Origin of the sequence: Streptomyces sp. C10-9-1, from assembly GCF_024497955.1 — a bacterium.
Classification (GTDB): domain Bacteria; phylum Actinomycetota; class Actinomycetes; order Streptomycetales; family Streptomycetaceae; genus Streptomyces; species Streptomyces sanyensis.
In genome coordinates, this window is record NZ_JANHKP010000020.1 from 21,555 (window position 1) to 41,673 (window position 20,119).

The window sequence follows — 20,119 nt, forward strand, 5'->3', positions numbered from 1 at the left end:
CGCCGGGGGCGGTCATGCCCCCTCCGACCGGTCGGCCGCCATGCCCTCGGCGTCCAGCAGCGCGGTGCCGACGATCAGGTCGGCACCGCCGAACTCGGGGTCGTCCAGCTCGGTGCCGTCGTCCACGGCGAACAGCAGCCGCTTCTCGCCCTGGCGGTAGGCGGTGCCCACCGGGGGGCTCGCCGCGTGGACGGCCAGCAGCGCCACGAGGTACGGCAGGTCCGGGTCGGTGCGGCGGGCCTCGGCGAGGAGGCCGGACAGCCTGCGGGGTGCCTCGTGCTCCAGGTCGAGCAGCTCGGTGGCGCGGGCGAGCTGCTCCTCGCTGAACCGGCTGTCGTCCGGGGTGGCGATGAGGTCGGGCTCCGGCATCTCGGCGCCGAGGTGCTCGCGTTCGGCCGGCGGGGTCAGCAGGACGTCCACCAGGTCGGCCATCCGGACGCTGGCCGGGGTGCGCAGGCCGGTGCCGCGGGCGAAGTAGGCGTCGGTGACGCGGGTCGCCGACTCCAGCGGCAGCGGCAGGACGGGGGCCATCAGCTGCCCGTACAGGTCGAGGCCGGTACGCCCGGTGGGACGCGCGAAGGCCTGGCGGTCCTGTTCGGCGCGGAACAGCGGACCGGCCTCCAGCAGCCGGGACTGCAGCTGGGTGTGCCGCCGGATGCAGTCCTTGACTATGTCGACGAGTTCGGCGGCGCGGCGCTTGTGGTCGGCGAGCCTCGGGTCGTCGCCCGCCTCGGCCTCGTCGCGCGCCCTGCGGATGTTGGTGAGGATGGCGTTCTCGTGGCGGTAGCGGTCGGCCACGTGCTCCAGGGCCTCGGCGATCATGTCGGGCACGGTGTTGAGCCAGTCCACCGCCCGCACGTTGCGGCGGGTGGCCTCCAGCGTGCGGCGCAGGGTCTCGGAGTACTGGACGGTCCGGTAGCGGGCCTGCTCGGCGGCGAGCTGGGCGTCGGCGAGGCGACCGCGGCTGATCAGGATCTCCAGCTTGACCTCGGCGGCGATCTGCGCGCTGGTGACATCCGTGTCGAGGGCGCCGACGAGGACGTTGACCGCCTCGTCGGTGGTGCGCAGGTAGACGCCGCCCCCGTGGCCGGGGACCTCCTCGATCAGCTTGAAGTCGTAGTCGCGGCGGGTGTAGGCGCCGTCCGGACCGAAGGTGCCGTAGACGGCGCGGAAGCCGCGGTCCACGCTGCCGACGTTGATCAGGTTCTCCAGGACCCAGCGGGCGACCCGTTCGTGCTCCTCCTGGGGGCGCTGCGGCGCCTGGGCGGCGACCCGCGGGAGCAGCCTGGCCACTATCTGCTCGTGGTCGGCTCCCGTGTCGAAGTCCATGTGCAGGGTGACGAGGTCGATGGCGGCGAGGGCGACCTCCGCCATCGTGTAGACCGAGTACTCGCCGGCCAGGTTGGCCTTGCGCGCGTCCAGGTCGTGCAGGGGCGCGGTGCAGGCGAGGGCGCGCAGCCGCCGCGCCAGCCCTTCGTCGGCGGCCGGGCCCGGCGCGGGCCGCGGCCCCGCGCTGAGCTGGGGCGGAGCGGGGTCCGTCGGGGCAGGCGAAGTCACGCTGCACAGATTAGGTCCTCGCACGGACAACGGTCGAAACGACGCAGGGCGACCGGGCGGGTGCGCCGTGTCACGGCGGCGCGGCGGATCGCGGGCGCCGCAGGGCGGGCGCCACCGCCGGGCCGCCGTCCGGCCGGTCGCGCACGGCAGGCGGGGGCGGGCGCTCCGCGGGCCGCGGGGGCGCGGAGGGCCCGGGGGCACCTACTTCCGGTCGGGGCGCTCAGGCGCCGGGGCCCACGGTCCCGTCACGGGCGCCGCCGGGGACGGCGTGGGCGTAGGCCTCGACGAGCCGGGCGCGCGAGTCGTCGAGGTAGTCGGCGAGGAGCCGTTCCGCCTCGGTGGGCTCCCCGCGGCGGAGCGCGTCGAGGATCTCCCGGTTGCGCACCAGGTAGGGCTGGTGGAGGGCGCGGAGGTCGTCGACGACGTGGAAGGCCAGCCTCAGTTCGGCGAGCACGCCGCGCATCAGCTCGTCGGTGCGCGGGCTGCCCGCGAGGGCCACCAGCTCGCGGTGGAAGTGGATGTTGGCGGTGGAGACGCCGCGCCAGTCCCGGTCGCCGGCCGAGTGCTCGCCGACCTCGACGGCGGCCGCCAGGCGCTCCAGGGGGTACGGGGGCTCGCCGAGACCCTGGACGACGGCGCGTTCGACCAGGTGCCGCGTGCGGTAGATGTCGTCGACGTCCTGCACGGCGAGCACCCGCACGAAGACGCCCCGGTTGAGTTCGTGGACGAGCAGCCGCTCGTGGGTGAGCAGCCGGAACGCCTCGCGCAGTGTGTTGCGCGAGACCCCGAGCGCCCTGCCGATGGCCTCCTCGGAGAGGCGCTCCCCGGGCGGGAAGTACCCCTCGGCGATGCGGGTGCGCAGGATGTCGGCGACGCGCTCCGCCGTGCTGGTGCGCCCCAGCAGGTGGCGGTCGTCCGCAAGTCCGCCGCCCTTGGGCCCGGTCGTCTCCACGACACCCCTTTCTCACCGCGCTCTGCCCGCGCCGGACGGCGCCCAACCCGGCGCACGGGAGTACATCGTAGGAGCCGGAACGCGCCACTGCGCCCCTTGTCGGATCGTTGAACAATCCTCTACGTTGTGGTGACCGGCCGCGTCGGGCCGGTCACGGACGGGGATCCCGCAGGCACCGGGGCCCCTCACGGCACCGTCGGCACCGGCCGACGGCGCCCCGCCCCTCCACCCGGCACGCCCCACACCCCTTCACGGAGCGAGGTGCAGATGAGCACGGCCAGGACTCGGCCCGTCCCCGGCGGCGCCGCGCAGGACACCGGCGCCTTCGCGTGGTTTCGCTCCCTCGGCCCCGGCGGGCGCCGCGCGTTCGGCGGAGCCTTCGGCGGATACGCGCTGGACTCGTACGACTACTTCGCGCTGCCGCTGGGCATGGTCGCCATCGCGGCCTCCTTCGGCCTGGACAACGGGCAGACGGGGCTGCTGACCACGGTCACCCTGGTCGTCTCCGCGCTCGGAGGCGCGCTCGCGGGGATGCTCGCCGACCGGATCGGCCGAGTCAGGGCCCTGATCGCCACCGTCGCCACCTATGCGGTCTTCACCGTCCTGTGCGGCTTCGCCACGAGCTACGAGATGCTGCTCGTCTTCCGGGCCCTGCAGGGGCTGGGCTTCGGCGGGGAGTGGGCCGTCGGAGCCATCCTCGTCGCCGAGTACGCGCGGTCCGCCCACCGGGGGCGCACGCTCGGGGCGGTGCAGAGCGCCTGGGCGGTGGGCTGGGCTCTGGCCGTCGCCGTCTACACCCTGGTCTTCGGGTTCCTGGACGCGGACACCGCCTGGCGCGTGCTGTTCTGGACGGGAGCGCTGCCGGCCCTGCTGGTGGTCTACGTCCGCCGCAACGTCAGCGACGCCCCCGAGGCCGCGGAACGGCGGCGTGCCAGTGGCGAGCGGGGTTCGCTCGCCGCCCTCTTCCGAGGGGACCTGCGCCGCGTCACCCTGTGCGCCACGCTGCTCTCGACGGGGGTGCAGGGCGGCTACTACACCCTGGCGACCTGGGTGCCGACCTACCTCGCCTCGGAGCGGGGGCTCACCGTCGTCGGAACCGGCGGATACCTGGCCCTGCTCATATCAGGCGCCTTCGCGGGCTACCTGACCGGTGGGTACCTCACGGACCACATCGGCCGCAAGAACAACATCGTCCTGTTCGCGGCCCTGTCCGCAGCCGCCATCCTCGCCTACACCTCTATCCCCGAGGGGGCCGACGGCCTCCTGCTCCTGCTCGGATTCCCCCTGGGCTTCTGCATGTCGGCGATCTTCAGCGGCTTCGGCTCCTATCTGAGCGAGCTCTACCCGGCCGCGGTCCGGGGTACGGGCCAGGGCTTCACGTACAACAGCGGCCGAGCCGTCGGGGCCTTCCTCCCCACGCTCGTCGGGTTCCTCTCCGGCAGCTGGGGCGTCGGAGGGGCGCTGGCCCTCGGCGCGGCAGGGTACGGGCTGGCGGTGCTGGCCTTGGCGGGCCTGCCCGAGACGCGCGGACTTGAGCTCGCATGAAGGCCCACCGGTCCCACGGCGGCTGCTCCGGGGCGTCCCGGGCGATCGCCGTACGGGCGCCCGGCCCGTGCCGAGGTCCGCGCGCCGCCGCGCCGGGCCCCCAGGCCCGGGGGCCCGCGGTCCCGCCGGGCATCATGCTGCCCCCCGCCGCCGCACGTGTCGCGGTCCGACCCCACAGGAGATCACCGTGACCGAAGTGTCCATCGACCTCAACGCCGACCTCGGCGAGGGCTTCGGCCGCTGGCAGCTGACCGACGACGAGGAGCTCCTCTCCGTCGTCACCAGTGCCAACGTCGCCTGCGGGTTCCACGCGGGGGACGCGGCGACCATGCGCCGCGTCTGCGACCTGGCCGCCGCACGCGGTGTGCGGATCGGCGCCCAGGTCTCCTACCGGGATCTGGCGGGATTCGGCCGCAGGGCGATGGAGGTGCCCCCCGGCGAACTCGCCGCCGAAGTGGCCTACCAGATAGGCGCACTGGAGGTCTTCGCCCGGGCGGCCGGATCGCGCGTCTCCTACGTCAAACCCCACGGCGCCCTCTACAACCGGGTCGTGCACGACCCGGAGCAGGCGGCAGCGGTCGTCGAGGGGGTCCTCCTGGCCGGAGAGCGGCTCCCCGTACTCGGGCTGCCGGGCTCGGTGCTGCATGACGCGGCGCGCAGGGAGAGCCTGCCGGTCGTACCGGAGGCCTTCGCCGACCGGGGCTACACCGCGCAGGGCACCCTCGTCCCGCGAGGCGGCCCGGGGGCACTGGTCAGCGATCCCGGCGCGGTGGTCGAGCGGTCGCTCGGCATGGCGCTGTCCGGGGCCGTCACCTCGGTGTGCGGTCACCCGGTCAGCATTCCGGCGCGGTCCCTGTGCCTGCACGGGGACACGCCCGGAGCGGTCCTGCTGGCCCGCAGTGTCCGGGCACGGCTGGAGGAGTCGGGTGTCAGAGTGGAGGCCTTCGCATGACGGGCACGGGGCACAGCCCCGTCGGCCCGCGGCCCTCTCCCGCTGCCCGGCGGGAGGCCGCTCGGGCACGCTCCGCCGGCTCCGACCTCTCCGGTTCTCCTGCCTCCGCGCCGGCCGTGCCTCCGCCTCCCGCCCGCTCGGCCTCCCGCGACGCCTCCGGGCTCTCCGTGCCGTCCCCGCGCCCCCTCGGGACCCGGGGCGCGGACGCGGGTACGCCCGGCACGACTCCCGGCGCACACGAGGCCGGGGCGGTACGGGTGCTTCCGGTCGGCAGCCGCGCACTCCTGGTGGAGCTGGGGGGCGGGGAGGAGACGGCCGCCTTCCACGCGGAGGTCCAGCGGCGGAGGGCGGCGGGGCTGCTCCCCGGGGTGGGCGAGGTGGTCCCCGCCGCACGGACCGTGCTGCTGGACGGGGTGGCCGACCCGTCCGCCCTCGCCCAGGAGATCCCCCGGTGGGAGTACGCGCACCCCGACGACACGGCGGCCGGGGAGGTGGTGGTCCCGGTGCGCTACGACGGCCCCGACCTTCCGGAGGTGGCGGACCTCTGGGGCGTGTCGGTGCAGGAGGCCGCCCGGATCCACGCATCGGCCGCGTACCGGGTCGCGTTCTGCGGCTTCGCACCGGGCTTCGGGTATCTCACGGGGCTGCCCGACGCCTGCGCCGTGCCCCGCCGGGCCACGCCCAGGACCGCGGTCCCGGCCGGCGCGGTGGCCCTCGCGGGCGGCTACACGGGCATCTACCCGCGGCCGTCCCCCGGGGGCTGGCAGCTCATCGGGACGACCGGCGCGCCGCTCTGGGACCCGTCGCGGCAACCCGCCGCCCTGCTCTCCCCCGGCACCCGGGTGCGCTTCGTCCCGGAGGAGCCGTGACGGCCCGCGGCTCCGGAGGGCCGCCGCCGGTGCGGGCCCTGCTGGTGGTCCGCCCCGGGGGGCTGACCACGGTCCAGGACGCGGGCCGCCCCGGGTACGCGCATCTCGGGGTGCCGCGGTCGGGGGCGCTCGACGGTCCCGCCGCCCGGCTCGCCAACCGCCTCGTCGGCAACGCCCCGGACGCCGCGGTGCTGGAGACGACCCTGGGCGGGTGCGCCGTGCGCCCGCTGACCGGGGTGGTGGCCGTCGTCGGAGGGGCGCCCTGCGCGGTCACCCTCGACGGCCGCCCCGCGCCCTGGGGCGTTCCGTTCCGGGTGGGCGCCGGGGCCGTGCTGGATGCGGGACCTGCGCTGCGGGGTGTGCGCAGCTACCTGGCCTTCGCGGGCGGCGTGGACGTGGCGCCCGTACTGGGCAGCCGTGCCACGGACCTCTTGTCGGGCCTGGGGCCGCAGCCGCTGGCGGAGGGCGCCGTGCTGCCTCTGGGGCCGGGGCCGGGACGGCCCGGACCGGTCGGCGCCGGGGTGCCCTGGGCGGCACCGCCCGGGGAACTGGTGCTGCGGCTGCGGCCGGGGCCGCGTCACGACTGGTTCGCACCGGGCACCCTACGGCGGCTGTACGCCTCCCGGTACCGGGTGTCGGCGGCCAGCAACCGCATCGGGCTGCGGGTGGAGGGCCCTGGGCTGGAGCGTGCCGTGGGAGGGGAACTGCCCAGCGAGGGGATGGTCCTGGGGGCGGTGCAGGTGCCGCCGGACGGACGCCCGGTGGTCTTCCTCGCGGACCATCCGACCACCGGCGGCTACCCCGTGGTGGGTGTGGTGGAGGAGGGGGACCTGGCGGGAGCGGCCCAGGCCCCGCCCGGAACACCGGTCCGGTTCGTCCCGGTCTCCCGGGCCCTCGCCCCCTCTGCCTCCCGCGCTTCCCCCGGCCGCGGCTCCCCCGGCTCCCCCGTTCCGGGGGGCTCCTGAGGAGGGCCGTACCCTCCCCCGCCGGGGGTGCGGACGACGAGCAGGTCCCCGGCGTGCATGGCGACCGTGTCCACGCCGTCGAGGGTCTCCTCGCGTCCGTCCGCCCTGACCACCCGGTTCTCACCGAGGGCACCGGGCCCGCCCCCCGCCATGCCGTACGGGGGGACCCGGCGGTGCCCGGTCAGCAGGGCCACGGTCATCGGCTCCAGGAACCGGAGTTCGCGCACGACACCCTCCCCTCCGCGCCACCGGCCCCGTCCGCCGCTGCCCTCCCGGACCGCGAAGGACTCCACCCGCACGGGGAAGCGCCACTCCAGCACCTCGGGGTCGGTGAGGCGGGAGTTGGTCATATGGGTCTGCACGGCGTCGGCGCCGCTGAAGCCCTCGCCCGCTCCCGACCCCGAGGCAACGGTCTCGTAGTACTGGAGGCGGTCGTTGCCGAAGGTCACGTTGTTCATGGTCCCCGACCCCTCCGCCTGCACCCCGAGTGCGGCGTACAGGGCCCCCGTGACGGCCTGGGAGGTCTCCACGTTCCCGGCCACCGTGGCCGCCGGGTGGACGGGCGAGAGCATCGAGCCGGCGGGGATGCGGACGTCCAGGGGCTCCAGACAGCCGCTGTTGAGCGGGATGTCCTCCCCCACCAGGGTCCGGAAGACGTACAGCACGGCCGCCATGACCACGGACGACGGGGCGTTGGCGTTGCCCGGCACCTGGGGGCTGGTCCCGGCGAAGTCGACGACGGCGGACCGGCGCGCCCGGTCCACGTGCACGGCCACCCGGATGACCGCCCCGGAGTCCGTCTCGTAGCGGCAGGAGCCGTCGCGCAGCCCGGCGACGATGCGGCGCACGGACTCCTCCGCATGGGCCCGGACATGCCCCATGTAGGCGTGGACCACGTCGAGCCCGAACTCCGCCACCATCTTCCGGAGTTCGGCGATGCCCTTCTCGTTGGCGGCGATCTGTGCGCGCAGGTCGGCGAGGTTCGCCTCCGGAGCCCGGGACGGGTACCGCGCCCGGGTCAGCAGGTCCCGGGTCTCCTGCTCGCGCAGGCGCCCGCCGCGCACGAGGAGCCAGTTGTCGAAGAGCACGCCCTCCTCGTCGACCGTCCGGCTGAAGGCCGGCATCGAGCCCGGGGTGATGCCGCCGATCTCGGCGTGGTGGCCCCGCGAGGCGACGAGGAAGAGCAGGTCCTCCCCGTCGTGGACCGGCGTGACGACCGTCACGTCGGGCAGGTGCGTGCCGCCGTGGTAGGGGTCGTTGACCGCGTAGACGTCCCCCGGCCGCATCCGCCCCTCGTTGCGCCGCAGCACTTCCCTGATCGATTCGCCCATGGAGCCGAGGTGGACGGGAATGTGCGGCGCGTTGGCGATCAGGCGCCCCTGCGGGTCGAAGAGCGCGCAGGAGAAGTCGAGCCTCTCCTTGATGTTCACGGAGTGGGCGGTGTTCTCCAGCCGCACGCCCATCTGCTCGGCGATGGCCATGAAGAGGTTGTTGAACACCTCCAGCAGGACGGGGTCGACCGCCGTTCCGGCCGCCCTGCGGCCGGGGCGGGGGGTGACCCGGTCCAGGAGCAGGTGGCCGCCCTCCGCGGCGGTGGCCCGCCAGCCGGGGTCCACCACGGTGGTGGCATCAGGCTCCGCCACGATCGCGGGGCCCCTGACCCCCCGGCCCGGAACCAGGTCGGCGCGCCGGAGGAGCGGCACGCCGCGCCGGGCTCCCTCCACGACCATCGCGACCCGCTGTTCCCCGGCCGGCTCCGCGGTCCCGGCCCCCGCGGCGCCGCCGGACGGCACCCCGCGGGAGGCCCCTGCGCGACCGCCCGCCGCGCCCGCCGCCTCCACCGTGACGGCCTCGGCCACCACCGGCTTGTCCATCGTGAAGCCGTAGCGCTCCCGGTGCCGCGCGGCGAACGCGGCACGAATCTCCTCGGCCCCGCCGAGCGGGACGGGCAGCGGGGAGTCCGTGCCCGCGTACCGCAGCAGCACCCGCCCGGTGACGCGGACGGCCTCGTCGGGCACGCCGTCGGCGTGCAGTTCGCCCCGGGCGTGCCCGGCGAGCGTGTCGCACACCTCCCGGACCCGTTCGGCGCTCCGCTCGTCGAGCACGGCCTCGACGGACTGCTCGCGCATCGCCGTGGCGTCGGCGAGCCCGATCCCGTAGGCCGACAGGACCCCGGCGAGCGGTGGCACGATCACGGTGTCGATGCCGAGCGCGTCGGCCACGGCGCAGGCGTGCTGGCCGCCCGCCCCGCCGAAGGAGGTCAGCGCGTACCGGGTGACGTCCCGACCGCGCTGTACGGAGATCTTCTTGACGGCGTTGGCCATGTTCGCGACGGCGATCTCCAGGAAGCCCGCCGCCACCTCCTCGGCGGTCCGGGGGGTGCCCGTCTCCCGGGCGACCTCCTCGGCCAGGGCGGTGAAGCGCTCCCGTACCACGGCGTCGTCCAGGGTCTGGTCCCCCCGCGGGCCGAAGACCGCGGGGAAGTGGCCGGGCTGGATGCGCCCCAGCATCACGTTGGCGTCGGTGACGGTGAGCGGCCCGCCCCGGCGGTAGCAGGCGGGTCCGGGCACCGCTCCGGCCGAGTCGGGACCGACCCGGTAGCGCCGCCCGTCGAAGTGCAGGATCGACCCCCCGCCCGCGGCGACGGTGTGGATGCTCATCATGGGCGCGCGCATCCGCACCCCGGCGACCTGTGTGCCGAGTTCGCGCTCGAACTCGCCGGCGTAGTGCGAGACGTCGGTGGAGGTCCCGCCCATGTCGAAGCCGATGACGCGGTGGTGGCCGATCTCGGCGGAGGTGCGGGCCATGCCGACCACCCCGCCCGCCGGACCGGAGAGCACGGCGTCCTTGCCCCGGAAGTGGGCGGCCCGGCGCAGTCCGCCGTTGGACTGCATGAACAGCAGCCGGATCCCGGGGAGTTCGGCGGCGACCTCCTCCACGTACCGCCGCAGCACCGGGGAGAGGTAGGCGTCGACGACCGTGGTGTCGCCGCGGGGCACGAGCTTGATGAGGGGGCTGACCTCGTGCGAGCAGCTGATCTGACGGAATCCGGCCTCGGCGGCGGCCCGGGCGACGAGGCGCTCGTGCTCGGGGTGGCGGTATCCGTGCACGAGGACGACCGCGGCCGCGGTGAAGCCCTCGGCGCGTGCCGCGGCCAGCCGCTCGGCGGCGGCAGCGAGGTCCAGGGGCAGCACGGTGCTGCCGTCGGCGCCGAGGCGTTCGGGTACTTCGACCACACGCCCGTACACGGCCTCGGGCAGCAGGATGCGCCGGTCGAAGATGCCGGGCCGGTTCTGGTAGGCGATCCTCAGGGCGTCCCGGAAACCCCGGGTCGTCACCAGCACGGTCGGCTCCCCCCGCCGCTCCAGCAGGGCGTTGGTGGCGACGGTGGTACCCATCCGGACCGAGGCGACGCGGTCCGCGGGCACCGGGGCGCCCTCGGGGGTGCCCAGCAGGGCGCGGATGCCCGCGACCGCCGCGTCCCTCCTGCGCCCGGGGTCGTGTGAGAGGAGCTTGCGGGTCACCAGGCGGCCGTCGGGGCGTCGCCCGACGACGTCGGTGAACGTCCCGCCGCGGTCGATCCAGAACTCCCAGAGCCCGCTCATCCCCCCATTCTCGCGCCCGCCGGCGCTTCGGCCCCGGTGGCGGATCCGGTCCGGCGCGGCGGCGGGGGCAGGGCGGCGAGGGCGGCGGACGTCTCGGCACGGGCGGCGTGGTCGAGCCGCTCCGCGGTGCCGCCCGCCCGGTGCAGCACTTCCTCGGCCGCCAGGCGCAGCAGTTGCGGCACGAGGTCGGTGCAGCGGCGTGCGATCCACCCGGTTCCGGCCGTCGCGAGCCAGGCCGCCGCCTGGGCCCGGGTGGGTCCGGGGCCGTCGGGCGCGGTGGAGGGCTCGGGCCCGAGGGCGAGGCCGCGGGCGGCGAGCTGCCGGTGGAACGAGCGGGCGAGCATCCGGTGGCCGCGCTCGCCCGGGTGCAGGCGGTCGGCGCTCCACAGCGCGCGGTCGGCGACCCAGGAGGCTTCGGCGGCGTGGAGATGCACCGCGCCGTAGCGTTCGGACAGCGAGTGGACCACGGCGTTGACGGCCCGCTGGCGCCGCGCCAGCGGGCGGGCGAGCGGCGAGGGCAGGGCGAGCATCGACCCCGGGTCGGGCAGGCAGGCCGTGAGCAGGACGGTTCCCCCGGCGTCGAGCGCGGCGAGCACCTCGTCGAGGCGGCGGGCGAGTGCGGTCGTGTCGAAGGTGCGGCGCAGGGTGTCGTTCACGCCGACCACGACGGAGGCCAGGTCCGGGCGGAAGGCGAGTGCCCGGGGCAGCTGGGTGTCGGCGACGTCGCTGCTGAGGGCCCCGCCGACGGCGAGGTTGCGGAACACGGCGGGGCGTTCGCGGTGCCCGAGCCCGTCGGCCAGCAGGGCGGCCCAGCCGCGCCAGGCGTCGCCGACGGGGTCGCCGACGCCCTCGGTGAGCGAGTCCCCGAGGGCGGCGAACCGCAGGGGGCGCGGGGCGTCCGAGGGGCCCCGCGCACCGTCGCCGTGCGCGGCGGACGGGGTGCCCCGGTCCGGACGCGCAGCCGAGGGGGGCACGGGGGCGGAGGGCCGTTCGGGGTCGCCCGCCCCGCGGGTCCGGCTCCCCGGTGACGGGGCCGGCGGGCCGGGGCGAGGCCGGGGCGCGGGGACGGGGGCGCCGGTTCCCGCCGGGGCCTGGCGGCCGGGGGCGCCCGGCGGCGGACGGTCCGGACCTGCGTGGGGGCGTGGGCCGTCCTCCGGGGCCGCCGGGGCGGGCGCACCGCGGCCGCCCCGTGCCGCCCCGCCGTCCGGGAGGTGCGGGGCCTCGTGGGCGGCGAGGAAGGCCCGGACCGCGGTGGGCCAGTCGAAGAGTTCGGCGCGGGCGCGGGCCGCGCGCCGCCGCTCCTGCTCGGGGACGGCGAGGAGGCGCAGCGCGGCGGCGGCGTGGTCCGGGCCGCTGCTCCCCGCGGCGGCGGCCCCCGCGTCGCCGAGCACCTCCGGCAGTGCCGAGGTGGGCGCGCAGACGACCGGGGTTCCGCAGGCGAGGGCCTCCAGCGCGGCGAGACCGAAGGTCTCGGCGGGCCCGGGTGCGAGGCAGAGGTCCGCGGCGGCCTGGAGGTCGGCCACGGCCCCGCGGTCGGTGAGGTGCCCGAGGAAGGACACGGGGAGGCGTTCCTCGGCGGCGCGGCGCTCCAGGGCGGGGCGCAGGGGGCCGTCGCCCGCGACGACCAGCGCCGCGGCCGTCCCGCCGGCCCGCAGCGCGGCCAGGGCGTCCAGTGCGGTGCCGGGGCGCTTCTCCACGGAGAGGCGGGAGCAGAGCAGCAGCAGCACGTCCGCGCCCGCGGCGAGTTCGGCCCGCAGGGCGGGCCGTCTGCGGTCCGGGCGGCAGTGGTCGAGGTCGACGCCGAGCGGGGCGCGGACGAGGTTGCGGGCCCCGATCCGGACGAACTCGCGCTCGGCCCACTCCGTGGTGCACACGATGCGGGAATAGGCCCAGGCGCTGCGCCGGTTGAGGCGGTCCGCGGCGTGGGCGGCCGCGGCACCGGGCACGCCCCAGGTGCGCAGTACGCCGTCGGCGGTCTCGTGGGAGACCATCACCGAGGGCACCCGCTGCCGTCGTGCCCACTCCCCGGTCCAGCGCAGGGTGGTGCGATCGGAGACCTCGATCCGGTCGGGCGCCAGCTCCTCCAGCAGCGCGCGCAACCTGCGCCGCGCGGTGAGCACCCGGTAGCCGCCGGTCCCGGCGATCTCCGGTCCGGGCAGGGTGATCACCCGCCCCTGCGGCGTCCGCTCGTCCCCGGGCTCGGCCCCGGGGACGATCAGCACGGCCTCGTGCCCGGCGGCGCGGTAGCCGCGGCCGAGCCGGTCGAGCGCGGTGCGCAGGCCCCCGGAGGAGGGGGTGACGAAGTTGGCCATCCGCACGATGCGCAGCGGGCGTCCGTCGGCCGCGGCCGGTCTGCCGCCGGCCGCGCTCATGCCGCCACCGCCGCGGCCCGCTCGCCGAGGACCTCGGCGTAGTGGTCGAGCAGGAGGTCGCCGACCGCGGCCCAGGTGCGGCCCTCCACGGCGGAGCGGCCGGCGGTGCCGTAGGCGCGGCGGAGCGCGGGGTCGGCGGCGAGTGCGGCCACCGCGTCCCGGACGGCGGCGGGGTCGCCCGGGGGGACGAGGAGCCCGGTGCGGCCGTGGTCCACGAGGTCGAGCGGGCCGCCCGCCGCGGGTGCGACCACGGGGACGCCGGAGGCCATGGCCTCCTGCACCGTCTGGCAGAAGGTCTCGTAGGGGCCGGTGTGGGCGAAGACGTCGAGGGAGGCGAAGAGGCGGGCGAGCTCGTCACCGGTGCGGCGGCCGAGGAAGGCGGCGCCGGGCAGGGCGCCGCGCAGCGCGCTCCCGCTGGGCCCGTCGCCGACCACGACCACGCGGACGCCGGGCAGGGCGCACGTCCCGGCCAGGAGTTCGACCTGCTTCTCCGGGGCCAGGCGCCCGACGTAGCCGACGAGGAGTTCCCCGTTCGGAGCGAGGGTGCGCCGCAGCCGCTCGTCGCGCAGCGCGGGGCGGAAGCGGGCGGTGTCGACGCCCCGGGGCCACAGGCGGACGCGTTCGACGCCGTGCTCCCGGAGGTCCCTCAGGGCGGCGGTGGAGGGGGCGAGGGTGCGGTCGGCGGCCTGGTGGACGGCCTTGATGCGCCGCCAGGCGGCGGCTTCCCCCGCTCCGACGTAGGTGCGGGCGTATCCGGCCAGGTCGGTCTGGTAGACGGCGACGGCCGGCAGTCCCCGGCGGGCCGCGGCGGCCATGCCGCGCACCCCGAGGACGAAGGGGCCGGCCAGGTGGACCAGGTCGGCGCGGTGCGCGGCGATGGCCGCGGCCACCCGGCGGCTGGGCAGGGCGACGCGGACCTGCGGGTACCCGGGCAGGGGGAGGGAGGGCACACGGACGACGGGGCAGGGGTCGGCGGGTTCGTCGCAGGCCGACGCCCCGGGGGCGGCCGGGGCGACGACGAGGGGTTCGTGACCGCGCGCGGCGAGGTGCCGGGCGGTCTGGAGGGCGCAGTGCGCCACACCGTTGACGTCCGGGGGGAAGGATTCGGTGACGATGACGACACGCATACCCGTGTTGTCGTCGGGCCCGGAGTGGCGTCGCCAACGTGGATCTGTCCGCCCGGGGAACGTCCCGTGAGCGTTGCGTGCCGGGGGCGCGCCCCTGGTCCTGCCGGGCGTACGCCGGAGCGGGACCACGGGCGCACGGTGCTCCGGGCGCGGGGTCAGCCGACGGGGTCGGTCCCGATCCTGCTGCGTACCGCGGTCTGCACCTCGGCCTCCTCGGCCGGGTCGGACGCCAGGCGGCGCAAGCGGTCGGCGACGCGCACGTCCCCGGTCTCGGCGTGGAGGGCGGCCACCTCGCGGGTGGTCTCCTCGCAGTCCCACAGGCACTCGACGGCGAAGCCGGTGGCGAAGGAGGGGTCGGTGGCCGCGAGGGCCCGGGCGGCGCGACCGCGGAGACGGGAGGAGGTCGTCTCGCGGTAGACGTGCCGCAGCACGGGCGCGGCGCAGTCGATGCCGAGCCGCCCGGCTCCGTCGACGAGGGTCCACAGCAGGGGGGCGTCGGGGCCGTCGGCGCGCACGGTCTCCCGCAGGGCGGCGAGGACAAGGGGGGCGTCATCGGCGGTGCCGCGGCAGGCCAGCACCCCGGCGGCGGCGGCGCCCAGCGCGTCGGGGCGGTGCACCCAGCCGCGGGCACGCTGCACCGCAGCGGCATCGCACATCCGCTCGAAGGCGGCGATCGCGGCGTCCGCGACGGTGCCCGGGCCGCCGTTCACGGCCTCCTGCACGAGGTCGAGGACGATCGCGTGCCGGGCGTCGGCCAGGTAGTGGAGGGACGCGGCGCGCCCCCCGTCGCTGCCGAGGCGGGCGGCGCGGACGATGGCGGGCAGGTCCTCGGGGCCGGCCACGGCGGCGAGGCACCGGGCCGCGGGGACGTGCCGCGGGGTGCCCAGCTCCTGGCCCTCGTCGGCCCAGTCCAGGACGGCCTGCACGCTCCAGCCGGGGCGGGGGCCGCTGGGGCGCATCTGACGCTGCCAGCGGTCGAAGGAGCCGGCCTCCCGGGCGGTGCGCACCCGCTCGCCGACGAACGGCCGGGGGTCCTCGGCCCACAGGCGCCAGGGGCGCGGCTCGAAGGCGTCGCGGACGGCCGCGGCGAGTTCCGCCTCGCCCTCCGGGGTGGCGGGGAAGCGGGCCAGCACCGGTCCGGCCAGGGCGCGCAGCCCGGCGTCGTCGTCGCGGACGGCGAGCTCGTCCAGGGCCCATGCCCAGTTGGCGCCGGTGGCGGCGTAGCGCCGCAGCAGGGCGAGCGCGTCGCCGCGCCCGTAGGAGGCGAGGTGGCCGAGGACCGCGAGGGCGAGGCCGGTGCGGGTCTCGCCGGTGTCCAGGTGGTCGTCGGCGTCGCCCAGGTGCCGCTCGATCTCCTCCAGCGAGCCGTGGAGGTCGAGGAACAGGCGGGCGTAGTAGAGGGAGCGGTTCTCGACCTGCCAGTCGTGGCGGGGGTCGCTCACGACGCAGTGGTTGAGGGCGGCGAGCGCCTCGGCGCGCGGGGCGGCGAGGGCGTGCAGCGTGCCGTCGCCGCGGCCCCTCTGCAACAGGCCGAGCAGTGTGCCGCTCGGCGCTATGACGGGATCGAACATGGTGAGAGCCTCACATCAAGCTGTCGACGCGACCGGGTGCCGGGATTCCTGGTACGTCACCGGGCCACGCGGCAGCCTGTCGGGCCGTTGGTCGTCCCGTCCGCCTTCTGCCTGGTGTAAACCATGTTCCTCTGCCTCTCTTCGGCGCCCCAGGGGAGTTCCCGGACGGGGGTCCGGGACAGGGCTGACGTCATGATGACCCACGCATTTCGCCACCGCGACCACATTTACGACGCCTTCCGGGCCGGTGGCCGGGCGTGCCGCGGCCCGTCGGCCGGAGGCCGGCGGACACGGTGCGGCGGCTCGGAGCATGCCCGCGCTCAGCGGGCGTCGAACAACTCCAGGAGGTCCGTCTTCCCGAACATGCGGGCCGTATCCACGGCGGAGGGGGTTCCGGCCCCCGGGTCGGCCCCGCCGGCCAGCAGCGAGCGGATCACGGCGCCCTCCCCCTTGAACACGGCTCCGGCCAGGGGGGTCTGCCCGCGGTCGTTGGGGCGGTCCGGGGCCGCGCCGCGGGCGAGCAGCGCGTCGACGGTGGCCGCGTGGCCGTGGTAGGCGGCGAGCATCACGAGGGTGTCGCCCCTGTCGTTGGTCAGGTCCGCGGGGACGCCGGCGTCCAGGTAGGCGGCGAGGGTCTCGGTCTCTCCGCGTCGAGCCAGGTCGAAGACCTTGGTCGCCAGTTCGATCACTTCGGAGTCCGGGACTTCGCTCATCGGACGGCCGCCTTTCTTCGTGGAGGAGGGGGCGCACGGCGCCTGCGGCCGTGCGAGTGAACCGACAGGGTACTGCCCGTCGCGCAGGGCGATCCGGAGCCGGTCGCGGAGCTCGCCCGGCGGGCGACCCGGCCCGGCGCCCGCGACGCTGCAGGGGACGCGGGCCGGAAGCGGAATCCGGCGGGGGCCCGGTTCCCGCCGCGCGGCGACGGGGCGCGCCCGCAGCTCTGACCCAAGGGGATGAAATAAATAATATTTCACTCTTATGCACCTTTTGTCGTATAGATACCGGCCGTAAGGATGGAACAACTCATGGTGATTGTCCCCTCACCCAGGAGAAACTCATGATCCTGTCCATCTCGGGCGTCGTCCTGCTCGGCATCATCGTCTTCCTCTTCTTCCGCAAGGACGGACTCAAGGCCTCGCACGCCTTCGTCTCCGCGCTCTTCGGCTTCTTCCTCGCGGGCACCGCGATCGCGCCGAGCATCACGGCGGGCACCACGAGCCTCGCCGGGCTGCTGGGCGGGATCCAGTTCTGACACCCGACGACCGACGAGACTCCAGGAGACAGCTGTGGCCCGGCGACCACTTCCCCGCATCCTGACCAGCGGTAGCGCACAGATCGCCCGCAGCCGCGAACTGGCGCGCACGGCCGCCGACAGTGCCACCGACGTCCTCCATCCGCTGATCACGATCAGCCGTGGTCTGCGGAAGCTGGCCGCCACGGCCCGCGGCAGGTGGGCCGCCACCCCGAAGGAACGGCGTGGTCCCACCCTGTTCTTCGTGGCGGCCGGCGTCCTGGGGGTCGCGGTCATCCCGTACGGGCCGCTGATCGCCCTGATCACGGTGATGGCCGCGGCCGCCTGGGCGGGCCGCGTCAGGGAGCCGGTGCGCACCGGCCCCGACGAGGCCGAGACCGCACGGCTGAGCGCGCTGTACGAGGCGCTGGTGCCGTACTTCCGCGCCGACGGCGACCCCGCCCCGCTCTACTCCCACGGCGGCGACTGGAGCCGGGCCCTCACCCACTGCTCCTTCGACGCCGAGGGGCGCATCGCCTCGCTGCGCCTGTCCTATCCGCCGTACTTCACCGACTCGGAACCCGCCGCACGCGAGCGGATCGAGCGGCTGCTCCACGCCAAGTCCGGCCGGGGCCGCGAGTACCGCTTCCGATGGGACGAGGAGGCCAACCGGCTCGACGTCGGCGTGCTCCCGCCGCTGCCCACCGAGATCGGCGCCCAGACCTTCGTGACCTCCCCCGGCGAGACCGTCCTCGGCTTCACCGACGCCGACGCGGTGCCGCGGACCATGCCCGTGACCGCGGGCGGCGGGACCGCCCAGGCTCCCCCCGTCCTGTGGCGCACCGGGCCGCGGTCGACCGAACCCCATCTGCTGGTGCTGGGGGGACCGGGCAGCGGCACGACCACCCTGCTGCGCTCCCTCGCCCTGCAGGCCCTGCGCCACGGCGACGTACTGATCGTCGAGGGAGGCGACACCGACGCCTACGCGTGCTTCTCCGGCCGACCCGGCGTGGTGGCGGTCGAGCGCGGCCTGGACGGTGCACTGGCGAGCCTCGACTGGGCGGCGCGGGAGACCGAGCGGCGCCTGATCGAGACCAACCGGGCCCGCCAGGCGGGGGCCCCGCTGCCGGAGGACGTCCGGCGCCCGCTGTGGATCCTGGTCGACCGTCCCGGCGCGCTCGGCGACACGGCCGCGGCGGACGGGCGCACCGACCCGCGGGAGCACCTGCGCGTCCCGCTGCGGCACGGGCGCGCCGCGCAGGTCACCGTGGTGGTGGCCGAGCAGCCGGACGCCGCCGCGGCACTGGGCGAGGCGGTGCACACCCACACCCGGGCGCGGGTCCTGCTGGGCCCGGCCACCGGCGAACAGGTCGCGGCGGTGCTGGGCGACGTCCCGCCCACCACCCCGCCCGCGGACGTCCCCCCGGGCCGCGGCTACGCCCGCCTCGGCACCGGGCCCGTGCTGCGCGTCCAGGTCCCCGCCACGCCCGACCCCTCCGACGAGACGGCGCCCGAGGAGCAGCGGCGGGCCGTGCTCGACCTCCTGCCGCCCCGCCCCGACGCGGTCGAGGCGCTCCCCGCGGACACCCGGGACACCGGGAGCGCCGCGGACACCGCCACCCCGGCGACGGCACCCGCGGCGCCCGGCCGGCAGGTCTCCGCCGTGCCCGCCGACAGCTGAGGCCGCACCACCGCTGGAGGCCGCCGCCGGGCTCCCGGCGGCCGCCCCGCGCAGACCCCCGGCCGGGTCCCGCTCCCCGCGGGACCCGGCCGCGGTGCGTCAGGCCACGAAGGTCCGGGGGGACTCGGCCCCGGTGGAAGCGCCCGTGCGGACCAGTCGCGCGGCGGCCGCCAGGCGCACCGCGGCCTCGTCGGCCACGGGCCCGCCGACCGTGAACGGCAACCGCACATAGCCCTCGAACGCACCGTCCACACCGAAGCGCGGGCCGGAGGGCACCCGCACCCCGACCCGCTCCCCCACCTCGGCGAGGCGCGAGCCGGAGAGGCCGCCGGTGCGCACCCACAGCGTCAGCCCGCCGTGCGGGACCTCGAACTCCCAGTCGGGCAGCTCCCGGCGCACGGCCGCGACGAGCGCGTCCCGGTTCTCCCGGGCATGGTCCCGGCGGGCCGCCACCGCCTCGTCCCAGCCGCCGGTGCGCATCAGCCAGTTCACCCCCAGCTGCTCCAGCACGGGCGTGCCGAGGTCGGCGTAGGCCCGGGCGGCCACCAGCGAGCGGATCACGTCCGGCGCCGCGCGGACCCAGCCGATGCGCATCCCGGCCCAGAACGCCTTGCTCGCCGAGCCGACGGTCAGCACGGTCGACCCGGCCGGATCGAAGCCGCACACCGGCCGCGGCAGCGCGACCCCGGGGTCCAGGCAGAGCTCGGACATCGTCTCGTCGACCACCAGGACCGTGCCCGCGCTGCGGGCCGCCTCCACGAGCGCGCGCCGCTGCTCCTCGTCGGCGAGCGCGCCGGTGGGGTTGTGGAAGTCGGCCACCACGTAGGCCAGCCGCGGTGCCGCCTCCCGCAGCACCTGGCGCCAGCGCGAGAGGTCCCATCCGCCCAGACCGTCGGCCATCGCGACCGGGACCAGGCGCGCGCCCGCCTCGCGCATGAGCTGGAGGATGTTGGCGTAGGAGGGGGACTCCACGGCGATGCGCTCGCCGCGGCCGGCGAAGAGGTGGCAGATGGCGTCGATGGCTCCCATGGCGCCGGTGGTCACCATGATCTGCTCCGGCATGGTGGGGATGCCGCGCGCCGTGTACCGGTCGGCGAGCATCTGCCGCAGCGAGGGCAGGCCCGCGGGGTAGTCGCCGTGGGTGTGGGCGTACGGCGGCAGCTCCTCCAGGGCTCCCTGGAAGCCCTGGGTCAGCCAGGGCTCGGGGGCGGGCAGGGCCGCGCAGCCAAGGTCGATCATGGAGCCGAGCGATTCGGGCGGCAGGGGCTCCAGTCCGCGGGCGGGCAGCGGGTTGCCCGCGGGGACGGAGGTCCAGCTGCCGGCCCCGCGGCGCGACTCGAGGAAGCCCTCGGTGCGCAGGGCCTCGTAGGCGGCGGCCACGGTGGTGCGGCTGACCGACAGGGCGAGCGCCAGTTCCCGCTCGGCGGGGAGCCGGGCCGCGACGGGCACCCTGCCCTCCAGCACGAGCAGCCGGATGCCGTCGGCGAGCGCACGGTAGGCCGGGGGACGGCGGGTGCCGGGACCGGCGGGGCGGGGCTGCTGGGAGGAGAGCTGGCGGGCGAGCTGCGCCGCACCGACCGCTGAAGTCCACTGGGACATGGAAGTCAGTCCACCTTCCTCGAATTGGCCATGGTTGGCGCATGTTCCATAGCCACAGAGTGACACGCATCGGTCCACTACCACCACGGGGGG

13 protein-coding genes and 2 pseudogenes are annotated in these 20,119 nt (G+C 76.2%); 6 read left to right on the forward strand and 9 right to left on the reverse strand.

Annotation, left to right across the window (positions count from 1 at the left end; translation table 11 throughout):
* Positions 1–12: 12 nt before the first annotated feature.
* Both NPS70_RS25050 and NPS70_RS25055 read right to left on the reverse strand, forming a co-directional pair.
* Positions 13–1,557 carry a hypothetical protein gene (locus NPS70_RS25050; RefSeq protein ID WP_256526682.1) on the reverse strand — a complete coding sequence of 515 codons (1,545 nt, stop codon included), beginning with the start codon at positions 1,555–1,557 and terminating at the stop codon, positions 13–15.
* Positions 1,558–1,777: 220 nt separating this feature from the next.
* Positions 1,778–2,509 (reverse strand): GntR family transcriptional regulator, encoded by a 732-nt coding sequence (locus NPS70_RS25055; protein WP_256526683.1) that lies wholly within the window; start codon positions 2,507–2,509, stop codon positions 1,778–1,780.
* 267 nt (positions 2,510–2,776) lie between these two features.
* On the opposite strand from NPS70_RS25055, the gene NPS70_RS25060 reads away from it, so the two are divergent.
* From NPS70_RS25060 to NPS70_RS25075, 4 genes and pseudogenes are all read left to right on the forward strand, one after another.
* On the forward strand, positions 2,777–4,054 hold the full coding sequence (locus tag NPS70_RS25060) for an MFS transporter (protein WP_256526684.1): 1,278 nt from the start codon (positions 2,777–2,779) through the stop codon (positions 4,052–4,054).
* Between the two features lie 187 nt (positions 4,055–4,241).
* Positions 4,242–5,006: a 5-oxoprolinase subunit PxpA gene (locus NPS70_RS25065; RefSeq protein WP_256526685.1), complete on the forward strand. Its 765-nt coding sequence runs from the start codon at positions 4,242–4,244 to the stop codon at positions 5,004–5,006.
* Positions 5,007–5,263: 257 nt separating this feature from the next.
* On the forward strand, positions 5,264–5,875 hold the full coding sequence (locus NPS70_RS25070) for an allophanate hydrolase subunit 1 (protein WP_256526761.1): 612 nt from the start codon (positions 5,264–5,266) through the stop codon (positions 5,873–5,875).
* Positions 5,872–6,765: pseudogene (locus tag NPS70_RS25075) on the forward strand (biotin-dependent carboxyltransferase family protein); the annotation flags it as partial. The gene NPS70_RS25070 and the pseudogene NPS70_RS25075, both read left to right, overlap by 4 nt.
* On the opposite strand, the gene NPS70_RS25080 reads toward NPS70_RS25075, so the two are convergent.
* The 6 genes and pseudogenes from NPS70_RS25080 to NPS70_RS25110 all read right to left on the reverse strand — a co-directional run bounded on the left by NPS70_RS25080 (position 6,672) and on the right by NPS70_RS25110 (position 16,228).
* On the reverse strand, positions 6,672–10,445 hold the full coding sequence (locus NPS70_RS25080; RefSeq protein WP_374212053.1) for a hydantoinase B/oxoprolinase family protein: 3,774 nt from the start codon (positions 10,443–10,445) through the stop codon (positions 6,672–6,674). The pseudogene NPS70_RS25075 and the gene NPS70_RS25080 overlap by 94 nt on opposite strands.
* The gene (locus tag NPS70_RS25085) at positions 10,442–11,419 is read right to left on the reverse strand and encodes an SGNH/GDSL hydrolase family protein (RefSeq protein ID WP_374212055.1); all 978 of its coding nucleotides are present in this window, start codon (positions 11,417–11,419) and stop codon (positions 10,442–10,444) included. Before NPS70_RS25085 ends, NPS70_RS25080 begins: the two co-directional genes overlap by 4 nt.
* 228 nt (positions 11,420–11,647) lie before the next feature.
* Positions 11,648–12,817: pseudogene (locus tag NPS70_RS25095) on the reverse strand (glycosyltransferase); the annotation flags it as partial.
* Entirely contained in the window at positions 12,814–13,944 is a 1,131-nt protein-coding gene (locus NPS70_RS25100) for a glycosyltransferase family 1 protein (RefSeq protein WP_256526687.1), read from the reverse strand. The pseudogene NPS70_RS25095 and the gene NPS70_RS25100, both read right to left, overlap by 4 nt.
* A gap of 155 nt (positions 13,945–14,099) precedes the next feature.
* Complete coding sequence (locus NPS70_RS25105; RefSeq protein ID WP_256526688.1) at positions 14,100–15,515, reverse strand: HEAT repeat domain-containing protein; 1,416 nt, start codon at positions 15,513–15,515, stop codon at positions 14,100–14,102.
* A 320-nt stretch (positions 15,516–15,835) separates the two neighbouring features.
* Positions 15,836–16,228 carry an ankyrin repeat domain-containing protein gene (locus NPS70_RS25110; RefSeq protein ID WP_256526689.1) on the reverse strand — a complete coding sequence of 131 codons (393 nt, stop codon included), beginning with the start codon at positions 16,226–16,228 and terminating at the stop codon, positions 15,836–15,838.
* Positions 16,229–16,572: 344 nt separating this feature from the next.
* On the opposite strand from NPS70_RS25110, the gene NPS70_RS25115 reads away from it, so the two are divergent.
* Together NPS70_RS25115 and NPS70_RS25120 are read left to right on the forward strand one after the other, a co-directional pair.
* The gene (locus NPS70_RS25115; protein ID WP_256526690.1) at positions 16,573–16,767 is read left to right on the forward strand and encodes a hypothetical protein; all 195 of its coding nucleotides are present in this window, start codon (positions 16,573–16,575) and stop codon (positions 16,765–16,767) included.
* Between the two features lie 34 nt (positions 16,768–16,801).
* Positions 16,802–18,427, forward strand: coding sequence for an ATP-binding protein (locus NPS70_RS25120; RefSeq protein WP_256526691.1), 1,626 nt, complete (start codon positions 16,802–16,804; stop codon positions 18,425–18,427).
* A gap of 99 nt (positions 18,428–18,526) precedes the next feature.
* Here NPS70_RS25120 and NPS70_RS25125 read toward each other — a convergent pair whose 3' ends face one another.
* Positions 18,527–20,026 carry a PLP-dependent aminotransferase family protein gene (locus NPS70_RS25125; protein ID WP_256526692.1) on the reverse strand — a complete coding sequence of 500 codons (1,500 nt, stop codon included), beginning with the start codon at positions 20,024–20,026 and terminating at the stop codon, positions 18,527–18,529.
* Positions 20,027–20,119 lie beyond the last annotated feature (93 nt).

What these genes read in the sequence shown, in the direction of transcription:
- NPS70_RS25080 (WP_374212053.1), bottom strand. Translation starts at nt 10,445, where the DNA reads ATGAGCGGGCTCTGGGAGTTCTGGATCGACCGCGGCGGGACGTTCACC.
- NPS70_RS25110 (WP_256526689.1), bottom strand. Translation starts at nt 16,228, where the DNA reads ATGAGCGAAGTCCCGGACTCCGAAGTGATCGAACTGGCGACCAAGGTC.
- NPS70_RS25105 (WP_256526688.1), bottom strand. Translation starts at nt 15,515, where the DNA reads ATGTTCGATCCCGTCATAGCGCCGAGCGGCACACTGCTCGGCCTGTTG.
- NPS70_RS25060 (WP_256526684.1), top strand. Translation starts at nt 2,777, where the DNA reads ATGAGCACGGCCAGGACTCGGCCCGTCCCCGGCGGCGCCGCGCAGGAC.
- NPS70_RS25100 (WP_256526687.1), bottom strand. Translation starts at nt 13,944, where the DNA reads ATGCGTGTCGTCATCGTCACCGAATCCTTCCCCCCGGACGTCAACGGT.
- NPS70_RS25125 (WP_256526692.1), bottom strand. Translation starts at nt 20,026, where the DNA reads ATGTCCCAGTGGACTTCAGCGGTCGGTGCGGCGCAGCTCGCCCGCCAG.
- NPS70_RS25115 (WP_256526690.1), top strand. Translation starts at nt 16,573, where the DNA reads ATGATCCTGTCCATCTCGGGCGTCGTCCTGCTCGGCATCATCGTCTTC.